This is a genomic window from Limnovirga soli (assembly GCF_013106755.1).
In the GTDB taxonomy this organism is placed as follows: domain Bacteria; phylum Bacteroidota; class Bacteroidia; order Chitinophagales; family Chitinophagaceae; genus Limnovirga; species Limnovirga soli.
In genome coordinates this window covers 156,262-175,201 of record NZ_WHPF01000009.1, presented here as the reverse complement: position 1 = coordinate 175,201, position 18,940 = coordinate 156,262, and the positions used below count along the sequence as shown (strand labels likewise).

Genomic DNA, 18,940 nt, shown 5'->3' with positions numbered 1-18,940 from the left:
GTTTTAGCTAAAAAGCTAATCCATTACTTCATAAATTACTTCTGGCTTGGTTTTGTTTTTTAAACTTACTTCCTGCACTTTACGGCAATTAAAAGATTCTTTTACTTTTTGGTAACAGGCTTCGTTTATTATAATCTGCCCTTCTTTGGCAGCGGCCTGTAAACGTTGTGCGGTATTTACCACATCGCCTATAACGGTATAGTCTAAGCGACGCAAATTGGCCGAGCCGATATTACCCGACACCATTTCGCCGCTATTTATGCCTATAGAAACCTTGGGCGTAAAAGCCACATGTTCGGCAATATCGGGTAGTTTTTCTATTTGTGCACGTACGGCCAAACTGGCTTCAATGGCTTTATCTAAATGGTAATCGCCCCTAAACACAGCCATGATAGCATCGCCAATAAACTTATCAATATAGCCGCCCTGCGCAATAATTTCCTTTACCATTACATCAAAATACTTATTGAGTAACTGCACCACCAAATCGGGTGATTCGTTTTCGCTAATGGAGGTAAAACTGCAGATATCAATAAATACAATAGTGGCTTCAATAGTTTCATTTACCATTAAAGAGGTTTCATATTCCCGGCTGCCCATAAACTTAAGCACTGTTTCGTCTACATACATGCGCAGGATATTGTTTTCCTTTATGGCTTTAATGGTTTCGCGGTTTTGAGCAACCTGTTTAATGGTTTTTTCTATGGTTAATGCCAGGTCTTCAAAATTGATGGGTTTGGTAATAAAATCAAAGGCACCACGGTTCATGGCTACACGTATATTATCCATATCGCCATAAGCCGATACCATAACCGCCTTTATTAAGGGGCTCGATTCGTGCAGCCGGTTTAACAGTGTTAGTCCATCCATTTCGGGCATATTGATATCGCTTAATACAATATCAATATCCGGATGGTTTTGTATTTTTTCCAGTGCATCATTACCATTTACGGCAAATATAAATTCATAATACTGTTCCCGTATTTTTTGACGGAACTTCTGTTTAATCAATACTTCCAAATCGGCTTCATCATCGGCCACCAATATTTTCGCCATTAGCTGTTAATGTTTAATTTTTGTTTTAGAAGGGCAAAATCTACAGGCTTGGTTAAAAAATCATCTGCACCCAATTGTTTGGCAATATTATAATTCTCTGCATCGCCATACGCAGTAATCATCATTACTACGGGAGGAGGTTTTAAATAAGTATGCTTTATATGATCCAGCAACTCCAAACCACTCATGCCTGGCATATTAATATCAGACAGTATTAATACAGCTTCATGTTCGTGCTGGTTTAAATAACTAAGTGCTTCTTCGCCCGAAAAGGCAAATGCAAATTCAACCTCTTTTTCACGAATGGCTTTTCTAAACCTTTGCTCAAACAAGGTTTGCATGTCTCTTTCATCATCAACTACTAAAATTTTCATAAGCTCTATTTTTAGCCCGGCATGGTAATCAATATGATGCATCCTTGCGTCGCACTCTTCAGGGTTCGGTTCGCTATGCAGCAAAGTAAACAGCCTTATAATAACCTAAACATTGCAAACAGTCATGCAGCTTCAATTTTACAAATTTTTTTTAAAAACCTATATCCACCTTAAACCTGCTTTGCATATACAACTGCATCTACCCCGCACCATTTACACCGGCAACTCAATAATAAACACTGTGCCTGTGCCTTCGGTTGTTGTTACTTTTAATTCCCCATTATGTGCTTTTACAATATCGTAACTTAAACTTAAGCCCAGGCCTGTACCCTGCCCGGTGGGCTTGGTGGTAAAGAAAGGTTGAAATATTTTATCTACCACTTTTTGAGGAATGCCATTCCCATTGTCCTGCACCATCACTACCACTTTATTGCCTTGTTTTTTGGTGCTAAGCGTAACGGTGGGTTCGTAACCGGGTATGTTTTGCTTTTTCCGTTCGGTTACCGCATAAAATGCATTGGTAAACAGGTTAAGCACTACCCTGCCAATATCCTGCGGAATAATATTGATGCTGCCAATAGTGTCGTCAAAATTAGATTTTAGGGTGGCATTAAATGTTTTATCTTTTGCCCTTAACCCATGGTAAGCCAGCCGAAAATACTCATCAGCCAATGCATTTATATCGGCAGGTTCTTTTATGGCGCTGCTGGTACGGCTATGTTGTAACATGCCTTTTACAATCGCATCGGCCCGCTTGCCATGGTGGTTTATTTTTTGTTCGTTGGCGGCAATATCATTGGCAATGGCAATCGCTTCCTCTTTATCGCCGGAGGCCAATGCTGTTTTCATTTCTTCAACCAGTTCTGCATTTACTTCAGAAAAGTTGTTTACAAAGTTCAGCGGGTTTTGAATTTCATGGGCAATGCCGGCAGTAAGCTCACCCAGCGATGCCATTTTTTCTGACTGAATTAATTGTGCCTGTGTGGCTTTTAATTCTGTAATGGCCAGTTGCAACTCCTCTTTTTGGGCAGTAAGTTGCGCTGTACGCTCGGCCACTTGTACTTCCAATTCGGCTTTTAAGGCTTCGGTAATTTTTATTTCGGCTTCTTTTTCTTTGGCCTTTTGTTGCGCTTTTTCCAGCGCCTTTTTTTGTCTGTTGATAATAAACCACATGGCAGCCCACCAAACAATTGCAAATATTTCTGCAGAATCCAGCCAATCATCGTACTGATTATTGTTTAACAGCTGTAAAACATCCTCTATAATGGCTATTATTACAAGGGGCAATACGGCGTATATAATAGATCTTGCCGGCTTAAAAATGGGTAGCTTTAAAGTAATGTAAATAAAGGCAACCAAAATAAGATGCATAATCCACTCCGTAACATGCCTGCCGCCAGGTTGTACTATATTAATTACCATCAGAACAATTGAAATGATCAGTCCATATTGCAGCACTTTATCCCAAAAGCTGGTTAGGCCGGTGGTGCGTAAAAACTTACGCAGGTAACTAAATAGAACCATTCCAAGTATAAAATCAAAACTCATAATATATTGAATGAATGATGGGAGTGAATTTATGTACTATATACCAGTGTTTGGTCGCTTTCTGTTTTTGTATAGCAAATTAAAGATAATCTGTGCAATGCAGCTTTGTTTTGTTTACTGTTTTATGGACCACGCATAAAACAATCAGAACTTAAGTCGTTGTTTGTAAAGGTATGGCCTGCTGCATAAAGTATCCAACCGTACAAGTGTGCGACGCAAGGATGCTGCATTGCATGCCAATTGCCTGGCCTAAAAAATTGCCTTATTTTACAAGGTGCTGTTAATAATTTGCTGCAGGTATTGCTGTTTTACAGGCTCCCGGTTTTCTATGCAAAAGCGGGTAAAATATTGGTGTTGTTGTATAAAGCTTATTTGCATTTGGTTCCACCTTTCGCGGGTAAGTTGCGGGTTTATGTATTGCAGTTCTTTATATAAATTTTCGGCCTGAATAGCGGCACTGTCTGTACCTAAATATTCCAGATCGGCATCGGCAATTATTTGCTCTAATTTATTTTTTGGCTGCTGTGGTATTTTGGTGGCCATTATCATACCACATACTTTTTCAATATCGGGGAGGGATAGGCCATAATCGGGCAAATATTTACGGGCCAGTGTGCAACCTGCTTCTTCGTGATTGGCATAGGTGATGATATAACCCGTATCGTGCCAAAGTACGGCTACAGTTAGCAGGGCAATTTCTTCTGCACTACAGTTTTCGGTTTGGCTAATTTCCAATGCTTTTTCCAGCACATAAAGGGTATGCGCCGGATTGTGGTAAAAAAAATATAATGACAGGTTGTTTTTTAATAAGTCTACAACAAATTCTTTCATAGGCAATTACTTTACATGGGCCTTTGATTTAAGTACGCCACCGGTAGCTTCTTTTATGGTTTGCACATACATAAATGCTTTGGGGTCTATCCGCATAACGGCATCGTGTATTTGCTTAATTTCTAAACGGGTAACTATGGTAACTATAATTTCGCAATCTATTTTAACATCAAAACTACCGGGTAAATACCCCCGTTCGCCTTTGTAAACGGTAATGCCTTTACCCAGATCGTTTACCAGCAAATTTTTTACATCTTCCTGCTGCGAGCAGATGATGTTTACAGCGGTAAATTCTTCAATACCATCTACCACATAATCTGTAACACGGGTGGCAGTAAAATAGGTAATGATGGAATACATGGCGGTTTCAATGCCAAATTGCAATGCGGCTACCGCAAAAATGAGGGTATTGATCATCATGATTATTTCGCTGTTAGACAGCCCTGTTCTGCGTTTGGTAAAAACGGCAATTACTTCTGCACCATCAATTACACCGCCGCCCCTAATTACAAGGCCTACCCCGGCACCAATTAATATACCGCCAAATATGGCAATTAATAATTTATCGCTGGTAATGGGTTGTATATTAATAAACAAAAGACCTGCCGATAGCAGTAATACCGCAATGGTGGTTTGCACCGCAAATGTTTTACCAATTCTTCTGTAGCCCAGGTAAATAAAAAAGGCATTAATGCCCAGCACGAGTATACTGATATTAATATGAAATATTTCGTGCAGCAATATGGAAATACCGGTAACGCCGCCATCCATAAACCTGTTGGGTATCATAAAGCCCTTCATTGCCAACACAGCCAGTGCTGTACCGGCAATTATGTGCAGCAGATTTTTAGCATCCCAAACATTTTTCCAAATCACCCTATCGCCATTATACTTTTTCTTGCGCATGAATACGAACTGTTTTTAAGTATACTAATGTAAGACACTCTTTTTATTATGAAAGATAAATTTATTGGTTTGCTGTTTCAATTACACAACAGCAGTAAGCGCTAAACCCCAAATTAGATGAAGTATTTTTTGGGCCCGGCAACATATTTCCATAGCGGCTGTACTTGCGTCGCACACTTGTACTGTACAACATGGGCAGCTGCTAACAGCCAACACAAACTATAGCAAAACAACTTTACACCAAATAAGGATGGGCAAACAAAAGCCGGTAATACAACCGGCCCTTGTTATTGCAATATAATATTCCCTGTTAAGGAACCGTAAGCTTATTATTTACCCTGTTTACATCGGCCAGTCTTTTGCTGGGGTCTATTTCTATTTCTTTAATATCCGCAACATTTCTATTTAGTGTAAGCGTATACTCAGGGTTTACCCATTTCCATTCTGGTTGCACAAAGCGGGGAATGGTATTTTCTGCTGGCTTGGCACCATACATCAGGTTCATGGGTATATAATACATTTCTTTAGAACCATCTTTATAGGTAACCATTACATCAACCGGCATGGGCATATATCCTATGCGTTTTAATAGTATGCTGGTGGCACCATTATCCATATTAACATCACCAAGGGCATAATCAATATTTTTGGTGGTGTATACCCAGTATTCTTTATACCACTGCAATTCTATGCCACTTACTTTTTCTGCCACCCTTATAAAATCGTTGGCATTAGGATGTTTAAAACGCCATTGGTTATAGTATTCCAGCAATATTTTATCCAGCACTGCATCGCCCACTATATAGCCCAGCTGTGCTAAAAAAACAGCCCCTTTTGAATATGCAGCAGATGAATAGGCTGAATTGGTATTAAAATGGTCAGAATGGGTAGTCATGGGCTCTTCCAGTTTACCTTTTGCCAGGCGGTAATACGAGGCGTAAGCATTGGCAAACGCAAATGAAGTATCATTTTTAGCCAACCATGCACTGGTTCTTAGCTCGGCATAAGTAGTAAACCCTTCATCCATCCAGGCAAAAAGACTTTCATTGCTACCCATCATTCCCTGATACCAGCTATGCATCCACTCATGTATAGCTGTACCTACACTTGCATTTTTAATTAAGGTAGCCATGGGATACTCCATACCGCCATCACCGCCCTGTATAAATGAATAATTTTTATAGGGGTATGCACCAAAAGTTTTGGCAATAAAGGGATAAGCTGTAACGGCTTTATTTAACACCTGTTCCCAATCCTTATCATTGCCTGCACCTTTTTTGTAAATCACATAAATTAACGGACCATCCTTCACCTGCTGTTTTAAAATGGTATACTCCGGATCGGCAGCCCATACAAAATCGTGTACATTTTGGGCAACAAATTTCCAGGTAACAGTATTGCCTGTAGGTTTTTTAACGGTAGTGCCTGCTGCTTCGTAACCAAAGCCAATATCCCCGGCATTTTGAAGTGTGCCGGAGCCGGCAATCATGTACGTTTTATCAATGTTAATATTTACATCATAATCGCCCCAAACGCCATAGAACTCCCGGGCAATATAGGGATTGGCATTCCAGCCCTGGTAATCATACTCTGTAACTTTGGGGTACCATTGGCTCATGCTATAACGTACCCCCTCTGCATTATCGCGGCCGCTTCTGCGCACCTGCAAAGGCACCTGGGCTTCAAAAGCCACTTCGAGTGCTGTTTTTGATTTTGGCAAAATGGGTTTATCGAGTATTACTTCCAGTATGGTTTCGTGGGTAATAAGTTTTTGGGCTACCCCATTTATTTTTACATACTGCACATTTTGATACCCAATTTCATTGGGCTGCAGTTTGCTGATGCGGTCTGTTACACGGCTGTCCCAATCCTGCACGGGATTACCCTTTTTATCATTACCCAAAATGGTTTTACCCAATTCGCGGCTGCGCACATCCATCATGCTATTGGGCTGAAAAGCATTCCAGTATAAGTGAAAAAAAATACGGTTTAAGGTATCCGGAGAATTGTTCCAGTAATCAATTTTTTCCGTACCGGTAAATCGGTTAGTAGCCACATTCATATCCACGTTAATGGCATATTTAATACGTTGCTGCCAACGGTCGGGCTGGGCCTTAACAATACCTACGCATAATAACAAAAAACAAACAGTACTGCTGAATTTCATTCCGTTCTATATTTAGTGATGGCATTGAAGTTATAAAAAAACAGTATTGCCCCCGGTATTTTTTACCTAAACAGGCAAACAAGTGGTCAATTGCTTTACAGCGTAATAGCTTCGCGCAACAATTTTCCACGGGCATTAAAATACAGGTATTTCTTTTGCAGGCTTGTTTTTTTAACCAGTATACGGTACACCACCGGCTCGCTGATAATACTTATTTCGGCGATGGAAATAATCGCCCAACCGGCATACCTGCATTTCTTAAAACCAGCTGCCACTTCATTGTGCAGGGTATTCAGGTTCAGGAATTTCTCGGTTTTCTGCCAGTCGCCTCTGGCGGTAAAATCGGCCGTCATTTCAAAACCGTTTAAATAAAAATGTGCTTCAAAAGCAGTAAGCTTATCCCGCCATTCCAGTTTTTCGGCGTGCGGATAGCGCGACATGAATGCATCTGTTACATCAAAAGGTATTTTGCGCAGTTGCGCAAACCCAGGTGCCGTTAACAGTGAAACCAACAGCATTATGCCCAAATACCTGAAATAGCGTTGTTGATGCATTGCTGTAAATTTCAGGCAAAACCAGCAAATAAAAAGGTGAAAAAAAGAACTTAACGCTGTGCTAACAATAAGGGTTATACCTGTTTTATTGGTTTACTTGTATTGGCCAGCACTTATAGGCTTTTCTAGATGCTTAATACTGTTTGTTAAAAAAATTGCTGCTACCAGTTATGCGGTACAAGTGAGTGACACAACGATGTATCATGCCTGCTCTATCGACTGGCCAATAAAACCTTAAACCTTTGCCAATCTTAACCATTAAGAAATACGGCTGCTACAGCTATTGTTTTATGCCAATTCCTTTTCAAATTCGTTTAGTTCCTGAATATAATCCATGGCCTTACGTGTGGCTTTGCCACCAGCACCTTCAATTAAGGTGCGTACCCATGGTATGTGCAGGTTTTTGTACGATATTTTCTTATACATCCAAATAGACAGTGGCACAAATAAAATGCTTAATACTATTTGAGATATCCACCAGTTGCTATTGCCCTGCTCAACAATATTTATCCCAAAAAACACTTTGAAACCTATAATAAGATAGGCAGTATAAAAAGGTAAACTTAACAAAGCCAGCCGCAAATAGGTAACTATAGAAGTTTGTATAAAAACGGTTGACTGCAATAAAGTTAATTTACGCTGCCCTTCAATAACCGCCCCGTTGTATTGCACCTGGCCAATAAGCACCAGTTGATGCGCTGCGCCAATTATGGCCACCATACAAAACAGCATTAACACTGCTGCTGCTGCAACAAAATACATATTGGTGATATTACTTGCCAAAAAGCTACCCAACAACCACATACAAAAAAGGCCTGTACCAATTTCTATATACTTATACACTTTTACGTGGTTAAAGGCAGTTAGTACTTTTTGAGTTTGAATGGCTTCAATGCAATGTTTGTTTATGGCCAGCGATGTATTAAGCTTTTTGTCGTAAGACTGCCATAACTGCATTAATTCGTCGCTATTGTTCATTTTGTAATTGATTTATTGTGTTGAAATGATTGTTTTATTTTGGTTTTAATACGATTTATTTTAGTGGCTACATTGGTGGTGCTAATGCCTAATATTTCTCCTATTTCCTGATAAGATTTTGCTTCCAGGTACAAGAGCATCAAGGCCCTGTCCAGTTCTTTTAATTCGTTAATACACTTATGCAGCAGGGCAATATGTTCTTCGGTTTCATCTGGCGATGTGTTGCTATCTTCCAGCTCAAAAACCTGTCCGGTAAATGGTGCAGCTGCAATGGTTTGCCGACCGTTGCGATAAAAAGAAATAGCTACATTCAAGGCAATACGGTACATCCAGGTAGAAAATTGATAATCGGGATTAAAACTGTTACCCGATTTCCAGAGGTGATAAATTATTTCCTGGGCCACATCCTCCCTATCGGACTTATTATGGCAGTAAGCATTGCATATTTTAAAAATAATGCCCTTATTCGCTTCAATCAGCCGCAAAAATTTGTCTTTATCAGCAAGTGTATTCATGAAATTGTAAATAAACCTTTTATCATTATTCGCAGCAACAGCAAAAAAATCACACAGTGGCCAGAGATATTTTTTGTGGAAACCATTTTTATTAAAATTACTATTTCTGTTACCCGGCTAAAAAACAAATGGCAGCTTTACTTGCGTCGCACTCTTGTACTATAGAATAACTATGTACTATTTCTTAAAAGCCAATTACGAAAAAAGCCCATACAGGTTCAGCAACTTGAAGTGTGCGACGCAAGTAAAGCCCCACAAACAATCAATAGCTGGGCTAATAATGGCTGTTTGGCAAATTGCGGAGAATGATTGATATTTTTACCAAAAAAACAGCATGCCTACTGCACCACTTGCAGAAAGATTAAGACCCAATAGCCTTGACGAGCTGGTGGGGCAGCAACACCTTACCGGCAAAGGCAGCATTTTGCGTACGGCCATAGAAAAAGGCAATATCCCCTCCATGATTTTTTGGGGGCCGCCCGGTGTGGGCAAAACCACCATTGCCAATATTATTGCCCATACCCTGCAACAGCCTTTTTACCAGTTAAGTGCCATAAGCAGTGGCGTTAAAGAAGTACGCGAAGTAATAGAACAGGCCAAACAGCAAACTAAAGCCATTTTGTTTATTGATGAAATTCATCGTTTTAATAAGGGCCAGCAGGATGCTTTACTGGGTGCAGTGGAAAAAGGCATCATTACCCTGATTGGCGCCACTACCGAGAACCCCTCTTTTGAAGTAAACGCCGCCTTACTAAGCCGCAGCCAGGTATTTGTGTTAAAAGCCCTTAGCGAAGCCGATATGGTTAACCTGTTGCAACAAGCATTATTGCACGATACGATGATGCAGCAATACCAGGTAGATTTACAGGAGACAGCGGCCCTGATCAATATTTCGGGCGGCGATGCCCGCAAACTGCTAAACCTGCTGGAGCTGGTAGTTACTGCCCACGAAAACCCGGGCACTACTATAACAATTACAGATGCCTATGTAATGCAGGTAGCCCAAAAACGAATTGCCCTTTACGATAAACAGGGAGAGCAACATTATGATATCATATCGGCCTTTATAAAAAGCATGCGTGGCAGCGACCCCAATGGCGCAGTTTACTGGCTGGCCCGCATGATTGAGGGTGGAGAAGATGTAAAATTTATTGCCCGCCGCATGCTTATTTTTTCCAGTGAAGATATTGGCAATGCCAACCCCAATGCGCTTTTACTGGCCAATGCCACTTTTGATGCCGTTAGCAAAATAGGTTATCCGGAATCCAGGATCATTTTATCGCAATGCGCCACCTACCTGGCCTCCAGTGCCAAAAGCAATGCAGCTTATGCCGCAATTGGTGCAGCATTGGCGGCCGTAGAGCAACTGGGCGATTTACCCGTGCCCCTGCACATACGCAATGCCCCTACCAAAATGATGAAACAAATGGATTATGGCAAAGGTTATAAATATGCCCACTCCTACCAGGGTAATTTTGCCCCGCAGGAGTACCTGCCACCCCAATTAAGTGGTACGGCATTTTATGTGCCCGGCCAAAATGCCCGTGAAGAAGAACTGCGCAAATACTTACGCAATTTGTGGAAAGAGAAATATGGCTACTAAACCACCCCGCTAAATAATAAGGGGAAAAACGGACCTTCCATTTTATGGCCCTTTGGTACGGGTGGTACGCCCTGTAACAATTCATCATCTGAATCACTGTGTACCCCATCTGCAAACACATTTAACACAAAGGCCCGGCGTGGATTGGGCGATGTATTTTCTCCCGAACCATGTAAGGTAAGAGAGTGGTGAAAAATGGCTTCTCCGGCCTTCGTTTCTACCGGTATGGGTTTAAACTCTTGTTTTTGTTCCTCGTTTAAATAATCCATAATACCCATCATATTGCCCGCCAGATCGGGTTTATCCAGCAAGCCCCAGTTTTGGCTACCGGGTACATATTGCAGGCATCCGTTGGCCTGGGTTGAATCGTCTAAACCGCACCAGCAGGTAAGGTGTGCTACGGGTTTGGTTCTTGTCCAATACGAGTAATCCTGGTGCCAGGCCACTACACCACCTTTTTTGGGTGGTTTGCAAAACAACTGATCGTGCCAGAAACGTACAGGCACATTTCCCAATAGCTGACTGGCAGCCATTACAAAACGGGGGTTCCAAAGGGCATCGTGTAGTCCGGGTGTAATACGCCAGGCGCCTAATGCATGGAATAATATGGTAGAGGGATCAGTGGATTCGTTACTATGAAATTCGTAAAACAAATGATGACCGGGGTGCTTAGGATCGGCAAGGGCAGCAATTTCTTCATTAATTGCCGCTACCTGTGTAGCATCCAGCATTTTAATACCTGGCAGGTAGCCATTTTCATTAAAAAAAGCAATCTGAGATTCGCTAAGTTTATACTGCTCCCATTCTTCGGCGCTGGTAGGCCAGTTAAATAAATTACTCACCAACTCATGTACACTACCAAGGTCTTTATATGGCATAAAAATTCGTTTGTTCAAATGTAATTGTTTTTAGCAAACCAAATAAGCAGTAAACAGGTGGTGAGCCAGGGGATGGTGCAGGCATGCAGCTTTACTTGCGTCGCACTCTTGTGCAGTGGGTAATGCTATTCGGCTTTTTATATACACCGAAAATAAAAAATAAACCCTGGCACACTCAAATCTATATTTAGGAGAAGGAGATGCACATTTTGAAGAGAAAATAATTGGAACCGTTCAAGTATTTTTGTCTGTGGAGCAGGGTTGAAAAATCCCTTGTTTACTCCACTATAGGCAGTTGCTTCGTACCCACTATGAAAATTGGACAAACAGTCTTGATCTTTTCACCTGATGACAAGTTATTATGCAAATTCTCATGAATTTTCATATAATTAACTCCCACTATGCGAACATAGACCTGCTATTAATTATTTAATATTAAATATTGACGTTTATATGATATAGCGTAGATTTGGTAATACGCCGATTTTGGATGTAAAATAGTATGTTAGGCCGTTTGGCTTAACATTTCATGGTTAGTCAGCAATAAATTATGAGCCAGGATTTCATCGAGAAAATCGTTTTACTCTTACTAACAGCTTCCCTCACTGGATTCCTTGTGCCTTACATCTTAAAAAAGATAGACGAAAGAAAAGCACGGCAAACCAAGATTATTGAGGCTCAATCGAAGTTTTTGGACGACATAGCGCAGACGCTTTGGAAATGGCGATACATGTCTATGAAAGTAGTTTATTATGCAATCCCAAATAATCTCAAAGAGTACAATATAGCTAGAAAAGAGTATGACGAGAAAATCTGGGAGGTTTTCAACCAAATCCGCAGAGACATAAGTATTTCTCGAAGACTCGTATCCGAAAAGGCCTTTCAGGAGCTGCTATCTTTTTATGCATTTATGGTTGAACTTGATAAGCAAATTTCTTCCCTGCCTATTTCGGATGAGCTAAATGAGGGCATAATAAAGAGAGCTGTAGAGCTTAATGGTTATTTTTATACAGATGTAACAAGCAAGATTGATAAACTAATTGATTATCTGGCTTCAGAACTGGACTTAAAAGTAAAAGGCTGAAGATATCCAAAAGTGGTTAGAAATTAGCTTTGTCATTGGTCATAAATCAAACTATGAAAACCCCTGCGTTTTCTTAGTTCAGTTGTAGTCCCAGCCAACCGGCTTTGCTTTAATATACGCTGCGGTAAAAGCCGCCCAAAGTATCCAACCGCACAAGAGTGCGACGCAACGGATGGGGAAAATGGTATCTATTGCCGGGCCAATAATAGCCCTTAGCTTTAAAAACCTATTTATTAACATGGTCCCTGCCAGCGGGTAAGCATTGGCCCCAAACCTTATCTTTACAGCATAAACTTTTTATATGTTGAAAGTTGGTGTTTTTGGGGTGGGCCATTTGGGCAAATTTCATTTGAATAACTGGAAAGAAATGGCGGATGTGGAATTGGTTGGTTTTTACGACCCCAATGATGCCATTGCCAATGAGGTAATTACCAAATACGGACTTACCCGTTTTGCAGATATACATAGCCTGTTGGACAGGATTGATGCTGCAGATATTGTTGCCCCTACCAATTATCATTTTGTTTTGTGCGAAGCCGCCATACGTAAGGGAAAACATGTATTTGTAGAAAAACCCCTTGCCAATACCATTGAGGAAGGCCGTCAAATTATGAAGATGGTAAAAGAAGCCGGTATTAAGTTACAGGTGGGCCATGTAGAACGTTTTAACCCCGCTTACCAGGCCATTAAAAACATGCAACTAAACCCCATGTTTATTGAGGTACACCGCCTGGCACAGTTTAACCCACGTGGCACCGAAGTAAGTGTGATACTGGATTTAATGATACATGATATTGACATTATACTTAGCCTGATAAAAAGCGATGTGCGCAATATACACGCCAGCGGCGTAGCCGTTATGACGGAAACCCCCGATATTGCCAACGTACGCATTGAATTTAATAATGGTGCCGTAGCCAACCTTACCAGCAGCCGTATTAGCATGAAACGTATGCGCAAAATGAGGCTGTTTCAAAAAGACGCCTATATTGGTATTGACTTTCTGGAAAAGAAAACCGAGATTATTAAACTTAAACAGCCAGGCGATGAAAACGCTTTTAGCTTTGACCTGGAAACACCCAATGGCGGCACCAAAACCATTGCCGTAATAAACCCCGAAACCAAACCATCGAACGCCATTAAAGAGGAATTGCAGGCATTTGTACAGTCTATTGCTACCAATACCCCAACCGCAGTTACCGAAATTGATGGCTACCTGGCCATGGAAGTAGCGCATAAAATTCTGGAAAAAATTAGCGCCACCACTGTGGTAGCATAAACGGGTATGCGCCAAAAAAAACCCATACATATTAGTTGGTACATAGTTAGCGATATGTTTGCCACAGCTATAGTATGGAGTTGTATTGCATTGCAGCGCCGGCATTTACTCAACGAAACACCACAAACCCTGTATGGGTTGTTTACACAGGATAGCTTTTTCCCCATTAGCCTTGGTTTATGCGTGTTGTTATGGGTGGTGATATATGCCGTAATTGGATCGTACAATACACCTGTATATAAAAAATCAAGATTACAGGAATTAACCACCACGTTTATTCAAAGTTTTATAGGGGCTATTATTTTGTTATTCCTGCTTTTTTTTAACGACAGGGAGCATAATTATACCTATTTCTATTATACTTTTTTTAGCCTTTTGTTTTTACAAACAGGCGTAGTTTATGCCGGCCGCCTGCTGATTTTAACCATTACAAAAATGCAATTGCATGCCGGCCGCTTTTCCTTTAACACCCTTATTGTGGGCAATAGCCGCAAAGCCTCAGAAGTATTTAAAGATATTAAACGTGCACACGATGCATCGGGCTATAGCATTGTGGGGTTTATTGCACCCGAGCCGCAACAAAAAACCGGACTGGCCCGGTATACCCCCTATTTGGGCGGTTTGCCGCAACTGGAAGCCCTGATAGCGCAAATGGCTATACAGCGGGTTATTATTGCCATGGACGCCACAGAACAAAGCGAAACAGATGAAATCATCAGTAGGCTTAGCGAGAAAGATGTGGAGGTGAAAATGATACCTGAAACATTTCAAATATTATCGGGCGCTGTTAAAACAGAAAATATTTTAGGTGCATTGTTAATTGCTATTGATACCGGATTAATGCCTGAGTGGCAAAGAAATATTAAACGACTGGTAGATGTAGCTTTCTCTTTTCTGGCGGCGGTGGTATTAAGTCCGCTATTGCTTTTTGCGGCCATTAAAACAAAATTATCCTCGCCGGGCAGTATCATTTTTGCACAGGAAAGAATTGGCTATCGTGGCCAGCCCTTTACTATTTACAAGTTTCGGTCTATGTATATAGATGCTGAAAAAAACGGGCCGGCATTATCGTCGGGAAACGATGCCCGTATTACGCGCTGGGGGCGCATTATGCGCAAATGGCGTATTGATGAGCTGCCACAGTTATGGAATATTTTTATTGGCGAAATGAGCTTTATTGGCCCCCGCCCAGAACGTAAATTTTATATTGACCAGTTGAATCGTCAAACCCCCTATTTCCGGTATTTGCTAAAAGTAAAACCGGGGCTCACTTCCTGGGGTATGGTGCAGTTTGGCTATGCTTCTACTACTGCCGAAATGATACAGCGTATGCAGTACGACTTGGTGTATATTGAAAACATATCGCTGCTGCTGGATTTTAAAATTATGCTATATACCCTAAAAATTATTTTAACCGGGCAGGGTAAATAAACAGGCATTATGTACCCGGCATTGGTAGCCAGTGCAGCTTTACTTGCGTCGCACTCTTGTACCACACAACTTTTTGCAGCAATAAATGCAGGTTGTACCCAACAACAACTAACGGTTTAACAATAGCAATGGTGTATAGCCATGTGCATTGTTCTCTTGATGTATTATATTTACACCATACCTGCACCAAAAAATAAAACGCATGAAAACAAAAATTATATACGCCATTGTAGCAATAGCCCTACTAAGTGGCTATGGCTGTTCTACCGTAAGAATTATTGATACCAGCCACAATACGGCCAACAGCTTACACAATTATAAAACCTTCTCCTTTTACGATGTGGACATAAATAATCCTACAGATGTAAGCTACACCAACCGCATTGGCTGGATTAAGAAAGAGATTACCAAACAAATGCATGCATTGGGCATAGAACCCACCAAAACCAACCCCGATGTAAAAATTAATATTGGAATTGTGGTAGAGGAAAAAACCCAAACACGCACAACCGATTTTAGAACCGATGCACCCAAATATATTGGCCAGCGTAATTATTCCTGGAAAAGTGAAGAAATAGAAACCGGCCGTTACAAAGAAGGCACATTTACGGTAGACCTGGTAGATAGTAAATTAAATACCATTGTTTGGTACGCCAAAGCAGCATCTGTATTAAGTGATAAAGATGAAAAAGCACACGCCAATATTATAAAAGGGGTAGCCAAAATATTCGACAAAATGAAAACCAAATAGGCGCTGCCCCTGCTGCCACAAAGGACGAACGATGCAGTGTGCGACGCAAGAAAAGCTACATTTACCTACCTGCTGCCTGGCCCAAAAAAAGGATAGCCCTTATTGTTTGGAGCTACTTTAGTATCTTGACTGCATTTTAAAAATTGGCATGTGAGATATTTTCTTTTTATATTCTTTAGTATACTATTGTCCGTGGTCAATGGTCAGCAAAACTATTGGCAGCAGCAGGTTAACTATACCATTAATGTACAACTGGATGATGTAAATAATACGCTTACCGGTTTTGAACAAATGGAATACCTGAATAACTCTCCGGATACGCTTGGTTTTATTTATTTGCACCTTTGGCAAAATGCCTATAAAAACGACCGTACTACTTTTAGTGAACAATTACTACACAGCGACCGTACCGATTTTTATTTTTCGAATGATGATAAAAGGGGTTTTATTAATCAGCTGGATATAAAAGTGAATAATACCCCTGCTGTTTTTGAAACGGATAGCGCCCATATTGATATAATAAAACTACTATTACCAACGCCACTGGCACCACATTCAAAAGCTATTATCAGCACGCCATTTTTTGTAAAGTTGCCTTATAATTTTTCGCGTGGCGGCCATGCCGGCCAAAGCTATCAGATTACACAATGGTACCCTAAAGCAGCATTGTATGATAGCCATGGATGGCACCCCATGCCTTATACCGATCAGGGAGAATTTTATAACGATTTTGGTGATTATACGGTTCATATTGCCTTGCCTGCCAATTATAAAGTGGGTGCCACAGGTTTACTGTTAAGCAGGGAAGAAACCACCGCCAATGTATTACCCGCCGCATTTGACAATAACAGCAATAAAATAAAAAAGCCATTTTTTCCAAAGAAACAAGTAGAGGAAACAACTGTGGTTGCCTCCTCCCGCAAATTGCAAACACTTACTTATACGGCTAACAACGTAACAGATTTTGCGTGGTTTGCCGATAAACGGTTTATTGTAAAAGCCGATACTATTCAACTGGCATCGCATACCGTAAAAGCCTTTTGTTATATACTACCCGAAAATGCTGAATTGTATGCCCATAGCATGCAGTTTTTAAAAAAGGCCGTGCATTTTTATAGCAATCAGTTTGGCGATTATCCTTACCCTAGTGTTAGCGTGGTTAGCTGCCCACAGGAACTTTTTCGTGTTACCAGCATGGAATACCCCATGATTACCCTAATGTGCGAGGAAACAGAAATGGAACTGGATGCCACCATTGCACATGAAGTGGGTCATAACTGGCTGCAGGCCATACTTGCAACCAACGAAAGAGACCATGCCTGGATGGATGAAGGTTTTAATACGTTTATTGAACGAAAATACCGGCAGCGGTATTATCCCATTGATGAAACCAAAGCGATTAAAGGTGTTGATTTTTCGGGGCTGAATGGTGCCGGTGCGCATTTTTTATTAAACAACCTGATAGCCTTACATAAAGACCAACCCATTGATTTAACCAGTAAAGCCTACAGTTTTAATAATTATGGTGCAATAGTATATGAAAAAACCGCAGACTGGCTTGAGCAATTAGAAAAAGAAATTGGTGTGGATGCCATGCACCGGGTAATGCAATTGTATTTTAAAAACTATGGCTTTAAACACCCGCAGCCTGCTGATTTAAAACAAGTGGCAGAAAGGGTTACCGGCAAAGACCTTAGCTATCAATTCAATAAAATATACCAAACCGGATGGCTGGATAGCAGTACCATTAAAAAAACCACCCAGCTAAAAATACTAATACCGGGTTTAGATAATAAGCACCACTATATAAACTTATCCCCCATTGCTGGTTATAACAGTTATGATAAAATAATGATTGGTGCTGTTTTGCATAATTACCAGCTACCCTTACAAAAATTTCAATTTTTGGTAGCCCCTTTATATGCTACCGGCAGTAGTAAATTAAATGGTGCTGCACGTATAGCAGTTAATCGTTTTACCCAAAAACAGTGGTTAGAAACGTCATTAAGTGCTGTTAGCTATAGTATTAATCAATTTGAAACAGGAAATAACAAGCCATTGATATTGGGCATGCAAAGAATTGTGCCTTCTGTTAAGCTTACTATTTACAATAAAGACCTTAGGGAAAAAGACAAATGGGTATTACAGGCCAGAAGTTTTTTATTAAAGGAAGATCTATTAGATTTTACCACCATCACCACCCCAACAGATACATTTGATGTATTAGATAAAAAAGCAAGCGCTTACTTAATTAATCAATTAGCGGTTGGATATGAAAACAACAGGATTCTTTATCCATACAATGCCCGTTTAATTATTGATCAGGGCAGTAAATTTATCAGGGTTGGTTTTACGGGCAACTATTTTTTCAACTACAAAAATGGCGAACAAGGTATTAATGCCCGTTTTTTTGCGGGCAAGTTTGTGTATCTAACACCCAAAACATTTTTATCTGCCTACGAAACCGGCAGGTATCATTTAAACCTAAGTGCCCCAAAAGGCAATGAGGATTATACCTTTAGCAATTATTTTATTGGCCGCAATGAATTTGAAGGTTTTAAAAGTCAGCAGGTAATGGAAAGGGATGGCTTTTTTAAAGTAGGCACCGATTTGCTGGGCAATAAAATTGGCAAATCCGACGACTGGATAATGGCATTAAATATTAGCGGTAATATACCCGATAAATATAATCCGTTGAGCATTTTACCGGTTGCTATACCATTAAAGTTCTTTTTTGATATTGGCACCTATAGTGAGGCCTGGCAGGATAATGCCGCAAGTGGCCGTTTTGTATATGATGCAGGGTTACAATTATCGTTGCTAAAGGATGGCATTAATATTTATTTTCCCTTACTGTATAGCAAAGTGTATGGTGACTACTATAAATCCACACTTGGAGATAAACGCTTTTGGAAAACGGTATCTTTTAATATCAACTTATCTGCACTCAGGCCCAATAATATAAGTCGGGAACTACCATTATAA

The 18,940-nt window shown here is 40.5% G+C and carries 16 protein-coding genes; 6 read left to right on the top strand and 10 right to left on the bottom strand.

The genetic code is table 11. The annotated features are described in order from the left end of the window. Positions 1 to 15: 15 nt before the first annotated feature. The 9 genes from GD597_RS13965 to GD597_RS13925 form a co-directional block, all read right to left on the bottom strand. Complete coding sequence (locus tag GD597_RS13965; RefSeq protein ID WP_171608493.1) at positions 16 to 1,056, bottom strand: adenylate/guanylate cyclase domain-containing protein; 1,041 nt, start codon at positions 1,054 to 1,056, stop codon at positions 16 to 18. Continuing rightward, the gene (locus tag GD597_RS13960; RefSeq protein ID WP_171608492.1) at positions 1,056 to 1,430 is read right to left on the bottom strand and encodes a response regulator; all 375 of its coding nucleotides are present in this window, start codon (positions 1,428 to 1,430) and stop codon (positions 1,056 to 1,058) included. Before GD597_RS13960 ends, GD597_RS13965 begins: the two co-directional genes overlap by 1 nt. A 213-nt stretch (positions 1,431 to 1,643) precedes the next feature. Continuing rightward, the gene (locus GD597_RS13955) at positions 1,644 to 2,978 is read right to left on the bottom strand and encodes an ATP-binding protein (RefSeq protein WP_171608491.1); all 1,335 of its coding nucleotides are present in this window, start codon (positions 2,976 to 2,978) and stop codon (positions 1,644 to 1,646) included. A 267-nt stretch (positions 2,979 to 3,245) separates the two neighbouring features. Further along, positions 3,246 to 3,809 (bottom strand): HD domain-containing protein, encoded by a 564-nt coding sequence (locus GD597_RS13950; protein ID WP_171608490.1) that lies wholly within the window; start codon positions 3,807 to 3,809, stop codon positions 3,246 to 3,248. 6 nt (positions 3,810 to 3,815) lie between these two features. After that, on the bottom strand, positions 3,816 to 4,715 hold the full coding sequence (locus GD597_RS13945; protein ID WP_171608489.1) for a YitT family protein: 900 nt from the start codon (positions 4,713 to 4,715) through the stop codon (positions 3,816 to 3,818). A 310-nt stretch (positions 4,716 to 5,025) separates the two neighbouring features. After that, complete coding sequence (locus GD597_RS13940) at positions 5,026 to 6,882, bottom strand: M1 family metallopeptidase (RefSeq protein WP_171608488.1); 1,857 nt, start codon at positions 6,880 to 6,882, stop codon at positions 5,026 to 5,028. Between the two features lie 95 nt (positions 6,883 to 6,977). Further along, positions 6,978 to 7,436, bottom strand: coding sequence for a PepSY-like domain-containing protein (locus GD597_RS13935; RefSeq protein WP_171608487.1), 459 nt, complete (start codon positions 7,434 to 7,436; stop codon positions 6,978 to 6,980). Positions 7,437 to 7,724: 288 nt separating this feature from the next. Beyond that, positions 7,725 to 8,414 (bottom strand): hypothetical protein, encoded by a 690-nt coding sequence (locus tag GD597_RS13930; RefSeq protein ID WP_171608486.1) that lies wholly within the window; start codon positions 8,412 to 8,414, stop codon positions 7,725 to 7,727. Next, entirely contained in the window at positions 8,411 to 8,929 is a 519-nt protein-coding gene (locus tag GD597_RS13925; RefSeq protein ID WP_171608485.1) for an RNA polymerase sigma factor, read from the bottom strand. Before GD597_RS13925 ends, GD597_RS13930 begins: the two co-directional genes overlap by 4 nt. A gap of 334 nt (positions 8,930 to 9,263) precedes the next feature. On the opposite strand from GD597_RS13925, the gene GD597_RS13920 reads away from it, so the two are divergent. Continuing rightward, positions 9,264 to 10,532 (top strand): replication-associated recombination protein A, encoded by a 1,269-nt coding sequence (locus tag GD597_RS13920; RefSeq protein ID WP_171608484.1) that lies wholly within the window; start codon positions 9,264 to 9,266, stop codon positions 10,530 to 10,532. Here the strand turns inward: GD597_RS13920 and GD597_RS13915 are convergent. Next, complete coding sequence (locus tag GD597_RS13915; RefSeq protein WP_235954300.1) at positions 10,529 to 11,428, bottom strand: phytanoyl-CoA dioxygenase family protein; 900 nt, start codon at positions 11,426 to 11,428, stop codon at positions 10,529 to 10,531. The two genes, GD597_RS13920 and GD597_RS13915, sit on opposite strands and share 4 nt — an antisense overlap. 532 nt (positions 11,429 to 11,960) lie before the next feature. On the opposite strand from GD597_RS13915, the gene GD597_RS13910 reads away from it, so the two are divergent. The 5 genes from GD597_RS13910 (at position 11,961) to GD597_RS13890 (ending at position 18,940) form a co-directional block, all read left to right on the top strand. Next, the gene (locus tag GD597_RS13910; RefSeq protein WP_171608483.1) at positions 11,961 to 12,494 is read left to right on the top strand and encodes a transposase; all 534 of its coding nucleotides are present in this window, start codon (positions 11,961 to 11,963) and stop codon (positions 12,492 to 12,494) included. Positions 12,495 to 12,795: 301 nt separating this feature from the next. Continuing rightward, a complete protein-coding gene (locus GD597_RS13905; protein WP_171608482.1) occupies positions 12,796 to 13,773 on the top strand; it encodes a Gfo/Idh/MocA family protein in 978 nt (325 codons plus the stop codon). Positions 13,774 to 13,779: 6 nt separating this feature from the next. Continuing rightward, complete coding sequence (locus GD597_RS13900) at positions 13,780 to 15,204, top strand: sugar transferase (protein ID WP_171608481.1); 1,425 nt, start codon at positions 13,780 to 13,782, stop codon at positions 15,202 to 15,204. A gap of 202 nt (positions 15,205 to 15,406) precedes the next feature. Continuing rightward, a complete protein-coding gene (locus GD597_RS13895; RefSeq protein WP_171608480.1) occupies positions 15,407 to 15,955 on the top strand; it encodes a DUF4136 domain-containing protein in 549 nt (182 codons plus the stop codon). A 150-nt stretch (positions 15,956 to 16,105) separates the two neighbouring features. Further along, positions 16,106 to 18,940, top strand: coding sequence for a M1 family metallopeptidase (locus GD597_RS13890; protein ID WP_171608479.1), 2,835 nt, complete (start codon positions 16,106 to 16,108; stop codon positions 18,938 to 18,940).

Excerpts from the sequence above, each read along its gene's own strand:
- GD597_RS13965 (WP_171608493.1), bottom strand. The coding sequence starts at position 1,056 with ATGGCGAAAATATTGGTGGCCGATGATGAAGCCGATTTGGAAGTATTG.
- GD597_RS13960 (WP_171608492.1), bottom strand. The coding sequence starts at position 1,430 with ATGAAAATTTTAGTAGTTGATGATGAAAGAGACATGCAAACCTTGTTT.
- GD597_RS13955 (WP_171608491.1), bottom strand. The coding sequence starts at position 2,978 with ATGAGTTTTGATTTTATACTTGGAATGGTTCTATTTAGTTACCTGCGT.
- GD597_RS13950 (WP_171608490.1), bottom strand. The coding sequence starts at position 3,809 with ATGAAAGAATTTGTTGTAGACTTATTAAAAAACAACCTGTCATTATAT.
- GD597_RS13945 (WP_171608489.1), bottom strand. The coding sequence starts at position 4,715 with ATGCGCAAGAAAAAGTATAATGGCGATAGGGTGATTTGGAAAAATGTT.
- GD597_RS13940 (WP_171608488.1), bottom strand. The coding sequence starts at position 6,882 with ATGAAATTCAGCAGTACTGTTTGTTTTTTGTTATTATGCGTAGGTATT.
- GD597_RS13935 (WP_171608487.1), bottom strand. The coding sequence starts at position 7,436 with ATGCATCAACAACGCTATTTCAGGTATTTGGGCATAATGCTGTTGGTT.
- GD597_RS13930 (WP_171608486.1), bottom strand. The coding sequence starts at position 8,414 with ATGAACAATAGCGACGAATTAATGCAGTTATGGCAGTCTTACGACAAA.
- GD597_RS13925 (WP_171608485.1), bottom strand. The coding sequence starts at position 8,929 with ATGAATACACTTGCTGATAAAGACAAATTTTTGCGGCTGATTGAAGCG.
- GD597_RS13920 (WP_171608484.1), top strand. The coding sequence starts at position 9,264 with ATGCCTACTGCACCACTTGCAGAAAGATTAAGACCCAATAGCCTTGAC.
- GD597_RS13910 (WP_171608483.1), top strand. The coding sequence starts at position 11,961 with ATGAGCCAGGATTTCATCGAGAAAATCGTTTTACTCTTACTAACAGCT.
- GD597_RS13905 (WP_171608482.1), top strand. The coding sequence starts at position 12,796 with ATGTTGAAAGTTGGTGTTTTTGGGGTGGGCCATTTGGGCAAATTTCAT.
- GD597_RS13900 (WP_171608481.1), top strand. The coding sequence starts at position 13,780 with ATGCGCCAAAAAAAACCCATACATATTAGTTGGTACATAGTTAGCGAT.
- GD597_RS13895 (WP_171608480.1), top strand. The coding sequence starts at position 15,407 with ATGAAAACAAAAATTATATACGCCATTGTAGCAATAGCCCTACTAAGT.